Here is a 17,900-nt window from a genome sequence, read left to right as displayed (position 1 = left end):
CACGCCCAGCGCGTGGGCGTGCCGGTGGTGCCGCGCGGCGCGGGCACCGGGCTGTCGGGCGGCGCGACGGCCGGCGAGGGTGCGCTCGTCCTGGATCTGTCCCGGATGAACCGGATCCGTGAGCTGTCGGCCGACGACCAGCTCGCCGTCGTCGAACCGGGCGTGATCACGGCCGAGTTGGACCGGGCGGCGGCCGCGCACGGTCTGCGGTACGCGCCGGACCCGGCGAGCGCGGCGATCTCCACGATCGGCGGGAACATCGCCACCAACGCGGGCGGGCTGCGCTGCGCGAAGTACGGGGTGACCCGGGACAGCGTGCTCGGTCTGGAGGCCGTCCTCGCCGACGGCACGGTGATCACCACCGGTCGCCGTACGGTCAAAGGCGTCACCGGCTACGACCTCACCGCGCTGCTCACCGGCTCGGAAGGCACTCTCGCCGTGATCACCTCGGCGACCCTGCGGCTGCGTCCGGTGCCGGTGGCGACGGCGACGCTCGCGGCCTGGTTCGACTCCTTCGAGGCGGCGGCCGAGGCCTCGTACGCCATCGCGCGGGCGGGGGTGGTGCCCGCGCTGGCCGAACTGGTCGACGGGCCGGTCCTCGACGCGATCGACCCGGCGTTGCGGGCGCGGGGTGCGGCCCTGCTGCTGGTGCAGTGCGACGGCGCCGGAGCGGCCATCGAGGCGGCGGTCGTCGAGCGCGTCCTGGCACCGCTGGCCTCGACGGTCGAGGCTACGGAGGACCCGGTCGAGGCCGAGCGGCTGCTGGCCGCCCGGCGGCTCGCGCTGCCCGCGCTTGAGCGGCTTGGCCGGCCGCTGATCGAGGACATCGCGGTGCCGCGGTCCCGGCTGGCCGAGGCGGCACGGGAGATCCGGGACATCTCCGCCCGGCACGGCGTGCCCGTCTTCACCATCGCGCACGCGGCGGACGGAAACCTGCACCCGATCATCGTGGTCGACCCGTCCCTGGACCAGCTGCCGGACGCGGCCTGGGAAGCGGCGGGGGAGATCTTCGCGCTGGCCCTGCGCCTCGGCGGCACGCTCACCGGCGAGCACGGGGTGGGCGTACTGAAGCGGCAGTGGGTCGCCGACGAACTCGGGCCCGCGGCCCACGCGTTGCAGCGACGGCTCAAGGAGGTGTTCGATCCCCGCGGAATCCTCAACCCCGGCAAGAGCCTGTGAGGCATATCCGGCCGCCCGTGGTGCCATGCTCATCTGAGACGTGTCGGAGGGCACCGGGGAGAGTGCACGTTGACCGAGACAGCGCACCGGGCGGCGGAGTTCAGCAAGTACGCGACGCGCTCCGTGGAGGAGACGCACGACTCCATCGCGGCCCACTACTACGACGCACGGCTCGTGGTGATGGGCGACCGAGCCGACTTCGCCAACCGCCTGGACGTGGCCGACCTCGGCGCACTCACCGTAGGCCGGATCACCTTCGGCACGGAGATGCGGTTCGGCTTCGGCGAACCTGGCTGCTACCACGTGATCGTGCCGCTGGAAGGCGTGTGCAGCGTGCAGCAGGGCGGCGGACCCGTCGGGTACGCCACGGATCGACGGGCCCTCTTCTTCGACCCCGAGTACCACATACGGATGGACACCTGGTCGAGCGACTGCGACGCGCTGACGGTGAAGGTCGACAAACTCGCCCTGCACCGCAGCCTGGAGACCCTGCTCGGCACCTCGCTGCGGCACCCGCCGAAGTTCGCGCCCGCCCTCGACGTCACCCGGGGGCCAGCCCGCAGCTGGGCCGCGCTGGCCCGCTGGACCCTGCTCGAAGCGGACGTCTCCCAGGGCCTGTTGTCCAACCCGCTCATCCGGAGCCGCTTCGAACAGACCCTGCTGGAAGGCCTGTTGCTGGCCGCGGACCACGACTACCGCGATCACCTCGCCTACCCGCCGCCGATGCGGCCCGCGTCGGTGAGAAAGGTGATGGACGTCGTACAGGAGATGCCCGCCGAGCCCTACGACGCTGCCGGACTCGCGGCGATCGCCCAGGTCGGCCTGCGGACCCTGCAGGACGCTTTCCGCAAGCACGTGGGCATGTCGCCCATGGCGTACGTCACCGAGGTGCGTCTGCAGCGCGTGCACGACCAGTTACGGGTCTCCGCGCCGGGCACGACCACCGTCGCGGAGGTCGCCTACCGGTGGGGGTTCACCCACCTGGGCCGGTTCGCCCAGCGCTACCGACAGCGCTTCGGGGAACCGCCCTCGGAGACACTGCGGGCCATGTGAGGGCGGCCTCGCAGTAGCTGTGGCCCGTGTGAGGCTGTCGTCGCGCACGAGGACACGAAACCCGCGCAGGACGGACAGGCCCCGCGTTTTCCGGAGCGACCGCGCCGCGACGGCCGCATATCGTCCGTACGGCGACCGTGACGGCGACGGGATGAACGGTGTCGGCGCGGTTCATCCCCGCTGTGCGCGTGAGCCGGGGCGTGGGGGCGGGAGACTGCCCGCGCCCGTCCCAGGGGCCCGGCCGCTCCCCCTCCGAAACCGGTGGCCGGGCCCGAACCACCGCCTCTAGGGCCGGGCCAGCAAGGTCCGTACGCCCTCGGAGGTGAGCGTCAGCGGGTGCGCGGAACCGGCGTCGATGCTGAGCGAGAGTTCCTCGGCGGGCCACTGCGAGGCGAGCGCGGCCAGCGGCACCAGACGGTAGCGCGAGACGAACGGCAGCAGCTCGGCCAGCTCCCCTTCCGAGGTGAACACGGGCACCACCGGGGCGCCGTCGGGCTGTTCCAGCACGGGCAGCGCCACGGCCGCCGGATCGGCAGCCGCCTCCTGTTGCGCGTCGTCGGGCACCGGCACGAGCACCTCACTGCTCGCGAGCGCGGCCAGCGCCGCCGTGTCCTCGGTGTTGACGGACAACGCGTCCAGCGCCCTGCGGGCGGGTGTCTCGGCGTGGTCGTGGGCGGGTGTCTCCATGGCAGATCCCCTGATAGCGGGCGTTCGAACAGCCTGCCCGGGACAAGATCGCCCGGGGCACGGTCCTGGACGCGTACCCGACCGCGACCACCTCAATCCCCTGGTCGCCTCAGCGAACGGTTCGGCACTCCAACGCGCGCTCCCGCACACCTCCGCGCCCGTCCGGCTCCACCCGATACACGCGCGCACTCCCCACCCGGGTCACCGTCTCCGTCGGACGACCGTCCGTGAACAGGGCTCCCGTCCCGTCGTCGAGGGCCCATCCGGCAGGCAGCGTCTGATCGGCGACAGCGGCCTGGTAGGAGGGTCGCCGACCCGGTTCGCTGTCGTAGTGCGGGCAGACCGAGCCCTGGAGCAGGCCGAGCCCGTCCGCCAGCGCGGCGAGCGGACCGAAGGAGTCGGTGTGGGAGGCCTCGGCCCAGCAGTTGGCGCCGGCGCTCATGCCGCACAGCAGGGTGCCGCGGTCGTAGGCCTCGCGCAGGAGCCGGTCCACGCCGTGCACGCGCCACACCGCGAGCATGTTCGCCGTGTTGCCGCCGCCCACGTACACGACGTCCTGGGCGAGCACGAAGGTGCGCAGCGCCTCGTCGTCCAACTGCCTCCCGAACAGCGGCAGTACGGACGGCTCGCAGTCGTGGCGCGTCCGGAACACCTGGAGGAACCGCTCCGAGTAGCCCGGGGAGTCTCCGCTCGCGGTGGGCAGGAAACACACCTTGGGGTGCGGACCGCGGGCATGTCCGAGCAGCCAGTCGTCCAGCAGTCCGTCCTCGTCGAACGTGAAGCCCCCGCCGAGCAGGGCAATGCGGTGCGGCGGAACGGTTGCCACGGAGGCGCCTCCTGAGCGGAAGGGTTGTCGGGCACCACCGTGCGGTGCTCAGCCGAACTCGACGGTCAGCCTGAAGTGTTCGGGATCCAGCAGGCTCACCACATGTTCCACGAAGGAACCGTCCACCGCCCGGCTGGTGCGCTGCGCATCGAGGAACCAGTCCCCCGGAGTCCGCCGCAGCAGCTCCGCCTCGCGCGCGTCTATCCGCCGCCCGCCCAGCCGTTGCTCGCCGTGATCAGGACGCAGCCCGGCCCGTCCCATCACATCGGTGAGCGACTCCCCCTCCAGACCTCGCTCCGCCAGCTCCCTGATTCCGGCCACGGGCGGCAGAAAGCTGCGTTCGTACGACACCACCACGGCATCGGCGACCAGCTCCCGGGTCCGCTCCACACAGACGAACTCCGGTTCGGGCAGGCCGAGTTCGGCGGCGAGCGGCTCCTCGCGCACGCCTCGCACCGCCACTGTCCGCACCCGCGTGTCGATGCCCTGGGTGGCGAGGGCGCGGGCCCAGCCGAGTCGGTCGTCGAGCGGGCGGTCGTCGAAGAGGACGTAGGAACCCTTGCCGGTGCGGGTGGTGATCAGTCCGGCCTCGCTGAGTTCGGCGAGGGCCGCGCGGATCGTCGTACGGCTGACCCCGAACCGCTGGGCCAGGGCGTGCTCGCCGGGCAGTTGCTCGCCGGGCGGGCGACGGCCGCTGCGGATCTCCTTGGCCAGGACCTCGGTGATCCGCTGGTGTTTGAGGGGGACTTCGCTCATCCAGCCGCCGCCTCAAGCAGCTCGGCGACGGTCGTCACCCGGATCAGGGGGCGGTAGAGGTCCATCACGTGCAGGGCCTTGGCGTGCGAGTCGTCGTCCACGCCCGCGCAGGCGTCGGCGGCGACCAGCACCTCGATGCCGGCGTCGGCCGCGGCTAGGGCGGTGGACAGGACGCAGCAGTCGGTGCTGACGCCAGCCAGGACCATCCGGCCGTCCTGCCTTACGTGCTGGGCGAGTTCAGGGCCCCACTTGCCGAAGGTCGTGGCGGTGACGACGTGGCCCGGGTGGTCGGCGAAGTCGTCGGTGAGGTCCCACAGGCGCGCGTCCGGCGGCTGGAGGGCGAAGGGCCACTGCTCGTAGTACGCGCGCCAGGCACCCTCGGGTTTCGCGGGGGCGACGAAGCGGGTGAAGGCCACGCGGTCGCCGAACGCCGGCAGCAGACGTCGTACGCCCGCCGCGGCCTCGGCGTAACGCGGGGTGGCCCAGGGGCTGTCGGGTTCGGCGAAGACGCGCTGCATGTCGATGACCGTGAGCAGGCCGGCGTCTGCGGCCGTGCGATCACCAAAGGGATCCGTCATGCGATCCGTCATGCGATCGGCACCCCCTCCCCCGTCGCCGGGCTCGGTGCCAGCGCCTCCTGGGCGTGGACGCGGGCGCGGCCCAGGGCCAGGGTGCCGAGGAAGCCGACGGCGAGGGCGACGAGGACGCCGAGGTTGGCGTACGCCCAGGCGCCGGACTTGCCGCCGAGGCCGAAGGGGTCGAGCAGGTAGCCCTGCCAGTCCAGCCAGCTCGCGGCGGCGTTGGTGACCAGGCCCCAGCCAAGAGCCGTGGCGACCAGCGTGAGGAGCAGCGGCATGAGGGATACGTCGCCGTAGCGGCCGGACGGACGGTACAGGTCGCCCTCGTCGTAGTCGCGCCGGCGCAGGAGCAGGTCGGCGAGCATGATGCCGCACCAGGCGGCGATGGGGACGCCCAGCGTCGTCAGGAAGCCCATGAACTGGCCGAGGAAGTCGTCGGCGATGAACACGATGTAGATCGAGCCCGCGATCATCAGGACGCCGTCGACCAGCGCGGCCAGGTAGCGGGGGATGCGCAGGCCGGCGGAGAGCAGGGCGAGGCCGGAGGAGTAGATGTCGAGGACGGCGCCGCCGACCAGGCCGAGAACGGCGACCACGGCGAAGGGGACCAGGAACCAGGTCGGCAGGATGGTCGTGAGGGCGCCGATCGGGTCGGCGGCGACGGCCGCGTTGAGCTTGGTCGAGGAGCCGGCCAGCAACAGGCCGAAGACCAGCAGGAACAGGGGTGCCACCGACGCGCCGAACGTGGTCCAGCCGATGACACCCCGGCTCGACGAACCCCTCGGCAGATAGCGGGAGTAGTCGGCGGCCGCGTTGACCCAGCCGAGCCCGAAGCCGGTCATCATGAAGACGAGCGCGCCGATGAACTCCTGGGCGGAGCCCGCCGGGAGGGCGTTCACGGTGTGCCAGTGGATGTGGTCGGCGACCAGCGCGATGTAGACGACCGTGAGCACGCCCGTGACGACGGTGATCACGGTCTGCAACCGCATGATGAGGTCGAAGCCCATCACACCACCGATGACGGTGAGCGCGCCGACCACGATCAGGGCGATGACCTTGGTCTCGGTGCCGCCGCCCCAGCCGAGCCGGCCGAAGACGGTGGCGGTGGCCATGGTGGCCAGCGAGCACAGGACGGTCTCCCAACCCACGGTGAGCACCCAGGAGATGACCGACGGCAGCCGGTTGCCCCGTACGCCATAGGCGGCGCGGCTGAGCACCATGGTCGGCGCCGAGCCGCGCTTGCCCGAGACGGCGATGAATCCGCAGAGCAGGAAGGAGAAGACGATGCCCATGACGCCGGCGAGCAGCGCCTGCCAGAAGGAGATCCCGAAGCCGAGCGCGAAGGCACCGTAACTCAGGCCCAGAATCGAGACGTTGGCCCCGAACCAAGGCCAGAACAGCGTCCGCGGAGTGCCTTTGCGCTCGGCGTCCCCGATCACGTCCAGCCCGTGTGTCTCCACCTGGAGCTGTCGGCCGGAGGATCTGTTGTCGGTGGAGTCCAGCGAATCGGCCATCGTCGACCTACCTGTCTAGACGTGTTGAGTCGAGGCTAGGTCGGCCGGATGGGGGCGTCAAGACAGGAGCGACCGCCGCAGAACCTCAGCGCGCCCAGAAGGGCAGCGGCGGGCACGCGTTCGCGCAGGTGTAGGAGCCGGGCATCAGCAGCCCCGCGTCGTCCTCGTTGTTGTCGCCGCCCGCGAAGTAGACCTCGGGCACCCAGCCCCAACGGCCGTTGTCCGCCATGGTGCTGCCCCACCAGTAGTTCTCGGCGGACCCGTCCCGGAAGGTCTGGCCCTTCATCTCGGTGACGAACCAGTTGGCCGCGCCGCCCTGTTCGAGGTAGCCGACGACAGCGGCACCCGGCGAACGCGTCGCGTACACGGGCACGTGGCCCCGGGTGAGGTTGCAGTAGCGGACCTCGGTGTTCGGCCAAGTGCGGCCGCTGGAGGGGTCGGTGAGGGTGCGCTTGGTGGGGCTGTGGCAAGGGACGTTGTCGGTGGCGTGGGCGGCGGGGGCGGTCAGAGCCGCGAGGCCGGCCAGCGCGAGGGCGGCGGTGACGAGTCCGCGCTTGAAGTGGATCATGCAAGCGAGAACGACCGGTTCCGGGCGATGGTCACGCCCGGAACCGGCGACGACGGGCAGGTCGGCCCGGATCAGGTGGAGTCAGGCCAGGTCGAGTCCGGTCGCTCAGGCCGTGGTCTCGGGGCGGCCGGGCGTGGCCCAGTGGGTGTGGAAGGTGCCGGGGCGGTCGGTACGGCTGTACGTGTGCGCCCCGAAGTAGTCGCGCTGCCCTTGCAGCAGAGCGGCGGGCAGGCGGTCGGCGCGCAGGGTGTCGTAGTGGGCGAGCGCGGCCGAGAAGGCCGGGACCGGGACCCCGCGCCGGGCGGCCGAGGCGACCGTCTCCCGCCAGGGCACCTGCGCGTCGGTGATCTCCATCGCGAACTCCATCTCGCCGAGGAGGCTGACCAGGTCACGGTCGGCCGTGTAGGCGGCCCGGATGCGGTCCAGGAAGGAGGCGCGGATGATGCAGCCGCCGCGCCAGATCCGGGCGACCGTGCCGAGGTCGATCTTCCAGCCGTACTCGGCGGCGGCGTCCTGGATCATCTTCCAGCCCTGGTCGTAGGCAATGACCTTCGACGCGTACAGGGCGTGCTCGACCTGCGAGGCGAAGCGCTCGGCCTCGGTGCGGCTGAGCTTGGGACGGGTGCCGCCGGGCAGGCCCGCGTAGGCGGCACGCAGTTCGCTCTGGCCGGAGGCGGCGCGGGCGAAGGTGGCCTGGGCGATGGCGGTGACCGGTGAGGCCAGGTCGAGGGCGGTCTGCACGGTCCAGCGGCCGGTGCCCTTCTGCCCGGCGGCGTCGACGACCACGTCGACGAAGGGGGCGCCGGTCTCCGCGTCCACGTGCGCGAGCACTTCGGCGGTGATCTCGACCAGGTACGAGCCGAGCCGGCCCTCGTTCCAGCGCCGGAAGACGTCCGCGATCTCGCCCGGGGTGTATCCGGCGACCCGGCGCAACAGGTCGTAGGCCTCGGCGATGAGCTGCATGTCGGCGTACTCGATGCCGTTGTGGACCATCTTCACGAAGTGCCCGGCGCCGTCGCTGCCGATGTAGGCGGCACACGGCTCGCCGTCGACGTACGCGCTGATCTTCTCGAACATCGGCCCGAGGACGGCGTACGACTCCGCCGAGCCGCCGACCATGATCGACGGTCCGTGCAGCGCGCCCTCCTCGCCGCCGGACACGCCGGTGCCGACGAAGTGCAGACCGCGTTCGCGCAGGGCGGCCTCGCGGCGGCGGGTGTCGGCGTAGTGGGCGTTGCCGGCGTCGATGATCATGTCCCCGGCCTCCAGCAGCGGGGCGAACTCCTCGATGACCGCGTCGGTGGCGGCGCCCGCCTGCACCATGATCAGCAGCCGCCGGGGACGCTCCAGGGCGGCCACGAACTCCGCGGCCGTCTCGGCGGGGACGAACGTGCCCTCGTGGCCGAACTCCTCCATGAGCGCGTGCGTACGGCCCGCTGACCGGTTGTGGACGGCGACGGTGTAGCCGTTGCGGGCGAAGTTCCGGGCCAGGTTGCGGCCCATCACACCGAGGCCGGTCACGCCGATGGCTGCGCTTGCGTTCATGCTCTGTCCCTTGGATCGGTCCGGTGACGGTCTCGGGGCGGGCGGCCCCGTCCCCCGCAGGTACGCAGCGGCGGCCGGATCGTCTCGATTCCGGCCGGAACCCCCGCCTGAACGACTCGACGACCAGGGGTTTAGCATATGAGCGCCACCTAGCTCGAAAGAGAAACCTGTGACTGTCAACGACGACTCGTTCACCAACTGGAAGACCCGCGAGGAGACCGCGGAGTCGATGATCCCGATCATCGGGAAGCTGCACCGCGAGCGGGACGTCACCGTGCTGCTGCACAGCCGCTCCCTGGTGAACAAGTCGGTGGTGAGCATCCTCAAGACCCACCGCTTCGCCCGGCAGATCGCCGGCGCGGAGCTCTCGGTCACGGAGACGCTGCCCTTCCTGCGCGCCCTGACCACGCTCGACCTCGGTCCCTCGCAGATCGACATCGGCATGCTCGCCGCGACCTACCGCGAGGACGAACGCGGCCTGGGTGTCGACGAGTTCACCGCCGAGGCCGTCGCCGGCGCCACGGGCGCCAACAAGATCGAGCGCGGCGAGGGGCGTGACGTCGTCCTCTACGGCTTCGGCCGCATCGGACGCCTGGTCGCCCGGCTGCTGATCGAGAAGGCCGGCTCGGGCAACGGTCTGCGGCTGCGCGCCATCGTGGTGCGCGGCAGTGGCGGACGCGCCTCCGAGGATCTCGTCAAGCGGGCCTCGCTGCTGCGCCGGGACTCGATCCACGGCCAGTTCCAGGGCACGATCACGGTCGACGAGGCGAGCGGCACGATCTTCGCCAACGGCAACGCGATCAAGGTGATCTACGCCGACGACCCGTCCGAGGTCGACTACACGACGTACGGCATCAGCAACGCGATCCTCATCGACAACACCGGCAAGTGGCGCGACCGGGAAGGGCTTTCGCAGCATCTGCGTCCCGGCATCGACAAGGTCGTGCTGACCGCGCCGGGCAAGGGCGACGTCCCGAACATCGTGCACGGCGTCAACCACGACACCGTGAAGCCGGACGAGCGGATCCTGTCCTGCGCGTCCTGCACCACCAACGCGATCGTGCCGCCGCTGAAGGCGATGGACGACGAGTTCGGAGTGGAGCGCGGCCATGTGGAGACCGTGCACTCCTTCACCAACGACCAGAACCTGCTGGACAATTACCACAAGGCCGACCGCCGGGGCCGCTCCGCGCCGCTCAACATGGTCATCACCGAGACCGGCGCCGCCTCCGCCGTCACCAAGGCGCTGCCCGACCTCAAGGCGCGGATCACCGGCAGCTCGATCCGGGTCCCGGTGCCGGACGTCTCGATCGCGATCCTCAATCTGCAGCTCTCCCGCGAGACGTCCCGCGAGGAGGTCCTCGACCACCTCCGCGAGGTCTCGCTGACCTCGCCGCTCAAGCGCCAGATCGACTTCACCACGGCCCCCGACGCGGTCTCCAGCGACTTCATCGGCTCGCGCCACGCCTCGATCGTCGACGCGGGCGCCACGAAGGTGGAGGGCGACAACGCGATCCTCTACCTCTGGTACGACAACGAGTTCGGCTACTCCTGCCAGGTCGTCCGGGTGGTCCAGCACGTCTCCGGCGTCGAGTACCCGACCTTCCCGAGCCCGGCGGTCTGACCTCGGCGTCTGTCCTCGGCTCGCGTCCGGTCAAGGGTCGGTAATGACCGCTTGACCGGACATGGACGAGGCATGAATGTGGCCTCAGAGACGGATCCACACTCTGGAGGCGTCATGACCACATCAGCAGAGCCCCGGGTGTCGGGTCTGGAGACCCGCTCCATCGACTACGTCCCCCTCGACGAACGCCACGGCAAGCTGTGGCACCTCGGCCCGCTGTGGTTCATGTCGAACGCGCAGATCGCCACCCTCGCCGTCGGCCTGATCAGCATCACCGAGGGCGGCAACCTCATCTGGTCGCTCATCGCGATCGTCGCCGGCACGGTGATCGGCACCTTCTTCATGGCCTTCCACTCGGCCCAGGGCCCGCAGTTGGGTCTGCCGCAGATGATCCAGTCGCGGCCCCAGTTCGGCTATGTCGGCGCCCTGCTGGTGTGGCTGTTCGCGTACGTCCAGTACGCGGGCTTCAACGTCTTCAACACCATCCTGGCGGGCGAGGCCCTGCACACCACGGTGCACGGCGGCGTGAAGCCGTGGGTGGCCGCGGTGACCGTGGTCGCCCTGGTCATCGCGCTGGTCGGCTACGACGTCATCCACAAGGCCGAGCAGTTCCTGACGTACACCTTCCTGATCGTCTTCGGGATCTTCACCGTGGGCGTCCTGGTCACGCTCCACTACCCGGCGGGCTCCTTCGACCTCGGCGACTTCCAATGGACGCCGTTCCTGGCCCAGTTCGGCGTGGTCGCCGGCTACCAGATCAGCTGGGCGATCTATGTCTCCGACTACTCGCGCTACCTCCCGCCGGGCGTGACCGTCCGCAAGACCTTCTACTGGACCTACTTCGGCTCGGCCCTCGGCGGCATCTGGCTGATGGTCCTCGGCACGCTGCTCGCCGCCTGGGCGGGCAAGGACTTCGACACGGTCGCCTCGATCAACGCGGCCGGCGACAAGGTGTTCAGCGGCTTCGGCGCGATCGTGCTGCTGTTCGCTGCCCTCGGCCTGATCTCGGTCACCGCGCTCAACATGTACGGCGGTTCGCTGACCCTGATCAGCGCCATCGACTCCTTCAAGAAGGTGCGCCCGACGGTCGGCGTCCGCCTGCTCACCATCGGTCTGACCGCGGCCCTCTCGCTGGTCGGCGCGATGGCCGCGACCTCCGACTTCCTGACGAACTTCAACAACTTCCTGCTGCTGGTCCTCTACCTCTTCATCCCCTGGACCGCGGTGAACCTCATGGACTACTACATCGTGCGCCGCGGCCACTACGCGATCGCCGAGATCTTCAACCCCCATGGGATCTACGGGCGTTGGGGCTGGCACGGGATCATCTCGTACCTGGTGGGCTTCGTGGTCATGATCCCGTTCTTCTCCGTGGGCACGCTCTACACCGGGCCGATCGCCGACGCGCTCGACGGCGCCGACATCTCCCTGTTCGTCGGACTGCCGGTCTCCGCGATCCTCTACTGGTTCCTGACCCGGTCGATCGACGTGGCCGCCGAGACCCGGCTGGCCGAGGCGGAGGCCGCGGAACTGGAGCGGTCCGCGCACGAGCACCGCGAGCCCTGATCCTCCCGGCGGTTACAGCGCCGGGACCGTCTCCTCCCCGGCGCCGACCGCACGAGGTCCCTGCGGGTGCCGCAGCGGCACGACGCCCACACAGCGGCCGTCCTCGTCCAGCAGCCGGCCCATGTGCTTGACCGTGCGCAGCACCACCGAGCGGTCGTCGACCGTGAGGCGGGGGATCCGCCGCGCGAGATGGGCCTCGAAGGAGTGCACGTCCCGCAGGTCGCGCAGCCAGACGTCGATCACCAGGTTGTGCGGCCCGGCGGTGATCGCGCACGCCCGCACCTCCCGCATCCCGGCGAGGACCCGGCAGGTCTCCTCCACATGCTGCCCGGGCACTGAGGCGAAGTACACGGCGGACAGCGGCCACCCCGACAACGGCCTGGCCAGGTCGCAGCGCAGGGACAGCCGGGCCGCGAGCAGCGACTGCACCCTGCGCCGGACGGTGGTGATGCTCGTGTCGGCCGCCGCCGAGAGGTCGCGCAGCGACATCCGCCCGTCCTGACTGAGCAACCCCAGCAGCTGCGCGTCCAGGTCGTCCCAACGCGCCTCGGCGGCCGGTGTGGGGACGACGGCCGGCGGGATCGCCGCCTCAAGGCGCGCGCACTGCACGTCGTCCAGGCTCCGCAGCCGCCATCGGCTGCCCTCGGCGGGCAGCCCGGTCGACACGTTCGTACGGCTCGCCCGTACCCCCGGTGTGGTCTGGAACAGCCGCGTGGTCAGCCGGGCCAGCTCGGTCAGGCCTGTGGTCTGCACGGACAGGACGAGATCGCGGCCGCCCGCCGTGAGCTTGATGTTCGCCACCGCCGGCTCCCGGGCGAGGATGCCGGCCACGTCCTCGGCGCGCCCCGGGTCGGTGTCCACCTCGACCACAGCGGTCACCACGAACCGCGCGTCGGAGAGCCGGGGGTACGCGGTCACCCAGGCCAGACCCGCCTCCCGCAGCCGCTGCCAGCGCCGGGCGACCGTCACCGAGTTCACTCCGAGCACCTCGCCGACCAGCGTCCACGGCGCCCGGGGGTGGATCTGCAGCGCGTGCACGACGGCGCGGTCGAGTTCGTCGAGCTCGACCGCGGCACGATCCTGCACGTCCAGGGGCGGCACTTCTCTGCACGCCGGGCACGGATCCGGCGCGAATTCTGCATGGTGACATCCGGTTGACCCGTGCACTCCACACTCCGTTCCCTGTCCACGACCACGGAGGAGTGACCGCGCCCCATGACCCACCCCACCACTCGGGAAGCCCGGACCGCTCTGCGGATACTCGGCGCCAGGCTCGTCGACGGGACCGGTTCGCCGCCGGTCGACGACGCCGTCATCACCGTCGATGCCCAGGGCACGATCACCTACGCCGGCCCCGCCGCGACCGAGCCTACGACGGCCGACCGACCCGCGGACGCGCGTGTGATCGACGCCGCCGGCCGGACCGTACTCCCCGGCTTCTTCGACTGCCACGTGCATCTCGCCTACGCGCACGGCTCCGCGCCCGGACGCCGGGCCGAACTCGATCCCGTCCTGGTCACCCTGGACACGGTCACGCGGCTGCGGCAGACCCTGGACGCCGGTGTCACCAGCGCCCGCGACCTGGGCGGCCTGTCGGCGGGGTTCCGCACGGCCGTGGAGAGCGGCCGGGTGGTGGGACCGCGCCTGCACACGGCGGTGCGGATCATCAGCCACACCGGCGGACACGCCGACGTACGCCTGCCCAACGGCACCGACCTGAGCGCCGGGATGTCGGAGATCGCCGACACCGCCGACGAGGCCCGGCTCGCCGTGCGCCGGGTGCTGCGCGAGGGCGCCGACCTGGTGAAGATCTGCGCCACCGGCGGCATGGGCAGCCCCTACGACCAGCCCGACGACGAGGGCCTCCTGGAGGAGGAGATCCGGGCCGTGGTCGACGAGGCCCGACGGCACGGCGGCAAGCCGGTCGCCGCGCACGCCCAGGGCAACGCGGGCATCCTCAACGCCCTGCGCGGCGGCGTCACCAGCATCGAGCACGGCTACGGCCTCGACGAGCGAGCCCTCGACCTGGCGGGCGAGCGCGGGGTGTTCGTCGTCCCGACGCTGTCCACGGTGTACGCGGGGATCGACAAGGAGACGATGCCCGACTTCCACTACCAGAAGAAGACCCGCTGGTCGGGCATCACGAAGGAGAACATCGCCCGGGCCATCGAGTACGGTGCCCGGATCGCGCTCGGCACCGACGCCGCCGTCGGCCCGCACGGCGTGAACCTGATGGAACTCAGCTACCTCGTCGACCTCGGCATGGACCCGATGGCGGCCATCGTCGCCGGAACGCGCACCTCCGCCGAGCTCCTCGGTGTCGCCGACCGGTTGGGCACCCTGACCGCCGGCCGCACCGCCGACCTGATCCTCTGCGACGGCGATCCGCTGCGGGACATCGGTGTCCTGGGCGACCCCGCGAACGTAGTCTGCGTCGTCCAGGACGGCGTCGTACACAAGGACCTCCTGCCCGCCGCGGGCACCACCGGAAGGCGGTAGCGCCGATGTCCTCACTGACCGAACTGCCCGCCCCGGACAGCAAGTCCCCGGAGACCGGAGGCCGACGCGGCATCGACCGGGTGCTGGCGCTGATCGAACGCGTCGGCAACGCGCTGCCCAACCCGATCGTCCTGTTCACCTGCCTCTTCCTGGTCCTGGCGCTCGTCTCGACCGCCCTGTCACTGGCGGACGTCACCGTCACGGTCCCCGGCACCGACGAGACCAAGCCCGTCACCGGGCTGTTCACCGGTGAGGGGATCAGCTGGCTGACGCAGAACCTGGTCGTCAACTTCGCCACGTTCCCGCCGGTCGGCGCCGTGCTCATCATGATCATGGCGGTGGGCCTGGCAGAGCGGACCGGGCTTCTTGAGACGGTCATGCGGGCCACCCTGGCCCGCGCCCCGCGCAAGGTGCTGCCCTATCTGGTGGCGCTGGTCGCGTGTCAGGCGCACATGATGAGCGACGTGGCCGCGATCGTGCTCCCGCCGCTGGCGGCCGTGGTCTTCAAGGCCGCCGGGCGGCATCCCGTGGCCGGTCTGATCGGCGGCTTCGCCTGTGTCGGCGCGGGCTACGCGGCCGGGTTCACCATCGGCTCGCTGGACGCCCTGTACATCGGCATCACCCAGCAGGCCGCCTCGGTCCTGCCCGCGGCCAAGGGCCTGGACCTGAACATCCTGGTCAACTACTACTTCACCGCGTCCAGCAGCCTCGTCCTCGGCCTGCTCGGCGGCTTCCTCATCAGCCGCGTCCTGGAACCGCGACTGCCGGCCTACGTGCCCGGGGACGACGAGCCCGAGGAGCAGGACCTCACGCTCACCCCGGTCCAGCGGCGCGGCCTGCTGGTCACCGGCCTGGTCGTGGCCCTGTACGCGGGTGCCGTGCTGTCCCTGTGGCTGCCCGAGGGGGCACCGCTGCGCGGCGAGGGCGGGGCCCTTGTGCCCTCGCCGCTGCTCACCGGCATCGTCCCCGTGCTGTTCGGCGCGTTCCTGCTGGCCGGGCTCACCTACGGCTTCACGGTGAAGACGGTCTCGGGCGCGGAGGGCGTGGTCACCGCCATGTCCGAGTCGGTGAAGAACATGTCGGGCTACATCGTCCTGATGTTCGTCGCCGCGCAGGTCATCGCGCTGTTCAACTGGTCCAACCTGGGCGTGCTGCTCGCCGTGAAGGCCGCCGCCGGGCTCAACTCCATCGGCCTGACCGGCTTCTGGGTCCTGGTGGCCTTCGTACTCCTGGCGTCCTGCCTCAACCTCTTCATCGTCTCCGGCTCGGCCCTGTGGTCGCTGGTGGGACCGGTCTTCGTGCCCGCGTTCATGCTGCTCGGCATGAGCCCGGCGCTCAGCCAGGCCGCGTTCCGCATCGGCGACTCCGCCACCGGCATCATCACGCCGATGAACCCGTACGTCTTCCTGCTCCTGGCGCTGCTTCGCCGCTACGAACCGGACGCCCGCCTCGGCACGCTCATCGCCCGCCTGTCGGTGTTCGTCGTGCCGTTCCTCGCGGTCTGGCTGGTGATCCTGGGCATCTTCTACGGCTTCGACCTGCCGCTGGGACCGGGGGCGCACATCGGTCTGAAGTGACCGCCTCCCACCTCACGCTTTCTCCGGCCGCCCACCTGCGCCACCATTGACGTACCGGTCCGCTCCAGGCGGCGGATCCGAGGGGCAGGTGGGAGCGGCCTTGATGCCGATGCGGGAACTGGGCGTGGACGACACCCTGGGCATCCTCGGACTGCCGTGGGTGCGTCCGCGACGGACCAGCGCGGGGCTCGGCTGGCAGGGGCTGTACCTCTCCACCCAGGACGAGCTCCCCTACCGCAAGGCCTTCGACGGGGCGCCCAGCCACCTGCTGATCCTGCACCTGGACGGCCCCGTCACGGTCCGCCGCGGGCGTCGCGGCCTCACCGAGGTCAGCCGCGTCCCGCCGGGCGGCATGTTCCTGCACCCCGCCGAGACCACCCTGGACGTCGAACTCGGCGGCCCGCTCAAGACCGTGCACGTGTACGTCGCGGACGACATCCTGCGCACGGCGGTCGGCGAGGACCACGGGCCGGTGCGGCTGAACGAGGAACTCGGCGTCACCGACCCGCTGTTGGAGCAACTGGTCCTGGCCCTGGACGGCGTGGTCCGCGAGGGCGCCCCGGCCGGCCGCACGTACGCGGACCAACTGGTCCTCACGCTCGCCGGTCAACTGGCGTGGCGGCACAGCAACGTAGGCCGTGTCAACGGTGAACAGCAGCTGCGGGCAAATGGGTTGACGGATCGTCAGTTCACGGCCGTACGCGACCTGATGGAGGCGCGGCTCGCGGACCCGCTACCGCTCACCGAGCTGGCCGCGGCGGCCGGCCTGGGCGTGAGCCGGTTCGCGCGGGCCTTCAAGGACCGGGCAGGACGGCCGCCGCACCGCTATCTGATGCGGCTGCGTGTCGAGCGGGCCGCCCGGCTGCTGCGCACGGGGACCCAGCCGATCGCCGAGATCGCCGCCGTCTGCGGCTTCTCGCACCAGGAGCACCTCACCCGGGTGCTGCGCGCACAGCTGGGCACGACTCCGGCGGCCCTGCGCCGCGAGGGCTGACCTGCCGGCCGGCTGAAAGGTCGGCGCGTCTTTCGTGCAGCGCCCGGCACGTTTCGTGCAGGCGCGCCGGGCCGGGCGTGGCCATACTCCTCGACAGGGGTGCAGCGCCGCACCCCGGAGCCACGTACATCGGAGAGCCGCATGCGGGAGTTCGTCCACTCCGGTCATTTGGTGAGGACCGTCTTCGGGACCGGGACCCTGGGACGTCTGCGCGAGGAGGTCGAGGCCCTGGGCCGCACCCGCGCCCTGATCCTCACCACACCGACGCGCACGGACCTGGTCGAGCGGGCGAGGCAGGCCCTCGGGCCACTGACCGCCGGAGAGTTCACCGAGGCCAGGATGCACACGCCGGTGGACGTCACCGAACGCGCCCTGGAAGCCGTTCGGGAGACGGGCGCCGACTGCCTGGTCGCCCTCGGCGGCGGCTCGGCCGTCGGCCTCTCCAAGGCCCTCGCCGTCCGCACGGGACTCCCCCAGGTGGTCGTACCGACCACGTACGCGGGCTCCGAGGCCACCCCCGTCCTGGGCGAGACACGCGACGGCGTGAAGACCACCCGCTCCGCCCCCGAGATCCGCCCCCGGACCATCCTCTACGACGTCTCCCTCACCCTCGGCCTGCCCATCTACACCTCGGTGACCAGCGGCGTCAACGCCATGGCGCACGCCGTGGAGGCGCTGTACGCCCCGCAGCCGGACCCGGTCACCGACGAGCTGGCGCTGCGGGCGATCCGGCTGCTCGCCTCGGCGCTGCCCCGGATCGCCGCCGATCCCGCCGACGGCGAGGCGCGCGCCGACGCGCTGGAGGCGGCCTGGCTGGCCGGCACCTGCCTGGGCACCGTCGGCATGGGCGGAGGTCCTGGACCTGACCGCACTGGGGCGTCAGGAGGAGTGGGAACTGCCCGTGGGGCGGGCCTCGGCGCTCGGGGCGCCGGCC

The 17,900-nt window shown here is 71.2% G+C and carries 15 protein-coding genes and 2 pseudogenes; 9 read left to right on the top strand and 8 right to left on the bottom strand.

What is annotated here, in order from left to right; translation table 11 throughout:
* Together ACWDR3_RS41805 and ACWDR3_RS41800 are read left to right on the top strand one after the other, a co-directional pair.
* A partial coding sequence (locus tag ACWDR3_RS41805; protein ID WP_450357838.1) for an FAD-binding oxidoreductase occupies positions 1-1,179 on the top strand: 1,179 nt, incomplete at its 5' end.
* A gap of 69 nt (positions 1,180-1,248) precedes the next feature.
* Positions 1,249-2,232 (top strand): AraC family transcriptional regulator, encoded by a 984-nt coding sequence (locus ACWDR3_RS41800; protein WP_450357837.1) that lies wholly within the window; start codon positions 1,249-1,251, stop codon positions 2,230-2,232.
* 285 nt (positions 2,233-2,517) lie between these two features.
* Here ACWDR3_RS41800 and ACWDR3_RS41795 read toward each other — a convergent pair whose 3' ends face one another.
* From ACWDR3_RS41795 to gndA, 7 genes are all read right to left on the bottom strand, one after another.
* On the bottom strand, positions 2,518-2,919 hold the full coding sequence (locus ACWDR3_RS41795) for an SseB family protein (protein WP_450357836.1): 402 nt from the start codon (positions 2,917-2,919) through the stop codon (positions 2,518-2,520).
* Positions 2,920-3,028: 109 nt separating this feature from the next.
* Positions 3,029-3,745 carry a Type 1 glutamine amidotransferase-like domain-containing protein gene (locus ACWDR3_RS41790; protein WP_450357835.1) on the bottom strand — a complete coding sequence of 239 codons (717 nt, stop codon included), beginning with the start codon at positions 3,743-3,745 and terminating at the stop codon, positions 3,029-3,031.
* A gap of 48 nt (positions 3,746-3,793) precedes the next feature.
* A complete protein-coding gene (locus ACWDR3_RS41785) occupies positions 3,794-4,501 on the bottom strand; it encodes a GntR family transcriptional regulator (protein ID WP_450357834.1) in 708 nt (235 codons plus the stop codon).
* A complete protein-coding gene (locus tag ACWDR3_RS41780; RefSeq protein WP_450357833.1) occupies positions 4,498-5,091 on the bottom strand; it encodes a cysteine hydrolase family protein in 594 nt (197 codons plus the stop codon). The genes ACWDR3_RS41785 and ACWDR3_RS41780 overlap by 4 nt, the downstream gene beginning before the upstream one ends.
* Entirely contained in the window at positions 5,088-6,593 is a 1,506-nt protein-coding gene (locus ACWDR3_RS41775; RefSeq protein ID WP_450357832.1) for a purine-cytosine permease family protein, read from the bottom strand. Before ACWDR3_RS41775 ends, ACWDR3_RS41780 begins: the two co-directional genes overlap by 4 nt.
* Before the next feature lie 85 nt (positions 6,594-6,678).
* On the bottom strand, positions 6,679-7,161 hold the full coding sequence (locus tag ACWDR3_RS41770; protein WP_450357831.1) for a hypothetical protein: 483 nt from the start codon (positions 7,159-7,161) through the stop codon (positions 6,679-6,681).
* 105 nt (positions 7,162-7,266) lie between these two features.
* A complete protein-coding gene (gene gndA / locus ACWDR3_RS41765) occupies positions 7,267-8,706 on the bottom strand; it encodes an NADP-dependent phosphogluconate dehydrogenase (protein WP_450357830.1) in 1,440 nt (479 codons plus the stop codon).
* A gap of 169 nt (positions 8,707-8,875) precedes the next feature.
* Here gndA and ACWDR3_RS41760 point away from each other — a divergent pair, with 169 nt between their 5' ends.
* Positions 8,876-10,330, top strand: coding sequence for a glyceraldehyde-3-phosphate dehydrogenase (locus ACWDR3_RS41760; RefSeq protein WP_450357829.1), 1,455 nt, complete (start codon positions 8,876-8,878; stop codon positions 10,328-10,330).
* A gap of 114 nt (positions 10,331-10,444) precedes the next feature.
* A complete protein-coding gene (locus ACWDR3_RS41755; RefSeq protein ID WP_450357828.1) occupies positions 10,445-11,896 on the top strand; it encodes a purine-cytosine permease family protein in 1,452 nt (483 codons plus the stop codon).
* A 12-nt stretch (positions 11,897-11,908) separates the two neighbouring features.
* Here ACWDR3_RS41755 and ACWDR3_RS41750 read toward each other — a convergent pair whose 3' ends face one another.
* The gene (locus ACWDR3_RS41750; RefSeq protein ID WP_450357827.1) at positions 11,909-12,982 is read right to left on the bottom strand and encodes an Lrp/AsnC family transcriptional regulator; all 1,074 of its coding nucleotides are present in this window, start codon (positions 12,980-12,982) and stop codon (positions 11,909-11,911) included.
* A gap of 129 nt (positions 12,983-13,111) precedes the next feature.
* Here ACWDR3_RS41750 and ACWDR3_RS41745 point away from each other — a divergent pair, with 129 nt between their 5' ends.
* From ACWDR3_RS41745 to ACWDR3_RS41725, 5 genes and pseudogenes are all read left to right on the top strand, one after another.
* On the top strand, positions 13,112-14,395 hold the full coding sequence (locus tag ACWDR3_RS41745) for an amidohydrolase family protein (RefSeq protein WP_450357826.1): 1,284 nt from the start codon (positions 13,112-13,114) through the stop codon (positions 14,393-14,395).
* 5 nt (positions 14,396-14,400) lie between these two features.
* Positions 14,401-15,972, top strand: coding sequence for an AbgT family transporter (locus ACWDR3_RS41740; protein ID WP_450357825.1), 1,572 nt, complete (start codon positions 14,401-14,403; stop codon positions 15,970-15,972).
* A gap of 103 nt (positions 15,973-16,075) precedes the next feature.
* Positions 16,076-16,966: a helix-turn-helix domain-containing protein gene (locus ACWDR3_RS41735; protein WP_450357824.1), complete on the top strand. Its 891-nt coding sequence runs from the start codon at positions 16,076-16,078 to the stop codon at positions 16,964-16,966.
* A gap of 141 nt (positions 16,967-17,107) precedes the next feature.
* Positions 17,108-17,755, top strand: a pseudogene (locus tag ACWDR3_RS41730) (iron-containing alcohol dehydrogenase); the annotation flags it as partial.
* Between the two features lie 64 nt (positions 17,756-17,819).
* A pseudogene (locus ACWDR3_RS41725) lies at positions 17,820-17,900 on the top strand (DUF899 domain-containing protein); the annotation flags it as partial.

The sequence above is a fragment of the Streptomyces sp. NPDC001002 genome (assembly GCF_053599215.1).
This window is presented reverse-complemented; position numbering and strand designations above follow the sequence as displayed.

Excerpts from the sequence above, each read along its gene's own strand:
- ACWDR3_RS41795 (WP_450357836.1), bottom strand. The coding sequence starts at position 2,919 with ATGGAGACACCCGCCCACGACCACGCCGAGACACCCGCCCGCAGGGCG.
- ACWDR3_RS41785 (WP_450357834.1), bottom strand. The coding sequence starts at position 4,501 with ATGAGCGAAGTCCCCCTCAAACACCAGCGGATCACCGAGGTCCTGGCC.
- ACWDR3_RS41780 (WP_450357833.1), bottom strand. The coding sequence starts at position 5,091 with ATGACGGATCGCATGACGGATCCCTTTGGTGATCGCACGGCCGCAGAC.
- ACWDR3_RS41775 (WP_450357832.1), bottom strand. The coding sequence starts at position 6,593 with ATGGCCGATTCGCTGGACTCCACCGACAACAGATCCTCCGGCCGACAG.
- ACWDR3_RS41770 (WP_450357831.1), bottom strand. The coding sequence starts at position 7,161 with ATGATCCACTTCAAGCGCGGACTCGTCACCGCCGCCCTCGCGCTGGCC.
- gndA (WP_450357830.1), bottom strand. The coding sequence starts at position 8,706 with ATGAACGCAAGCGCAGCCATCGGCGTGACCGGCCTCGGTGTGATGGGC.
- ACWDR3_RS41755 (WP_450357828.1), top strand. The coding sequence starts at position 10,445 with ATGACCACATCAGCAGAGCCCCGGGTGTCGGGTCTGGAGACCCGCTCC.
- ACWDR3_RS41745 (WP_450357826.1), top strand. The coding sequence starts at position 13,112 with ATGACCCACCCCACCACTCGGGAAGCCCGGACCGCTCTGCGGATACTC.
- ACWDR3_RS41740 (WP_450357825.1), top strand. The coding sequence starts at position 14,401 with ATGTCCTCACTGACCGAACTGCCCGCCCCGGACAGCAAGTCCCCGGAG.
- ACWDR3_RS41735 (WP_450357824.1), top strand. The coding sequence starts at position 16,076 with ATGCCGATGCGGGAACTGGGCGTGGACGACACCCTGGGCATCCTCGGA.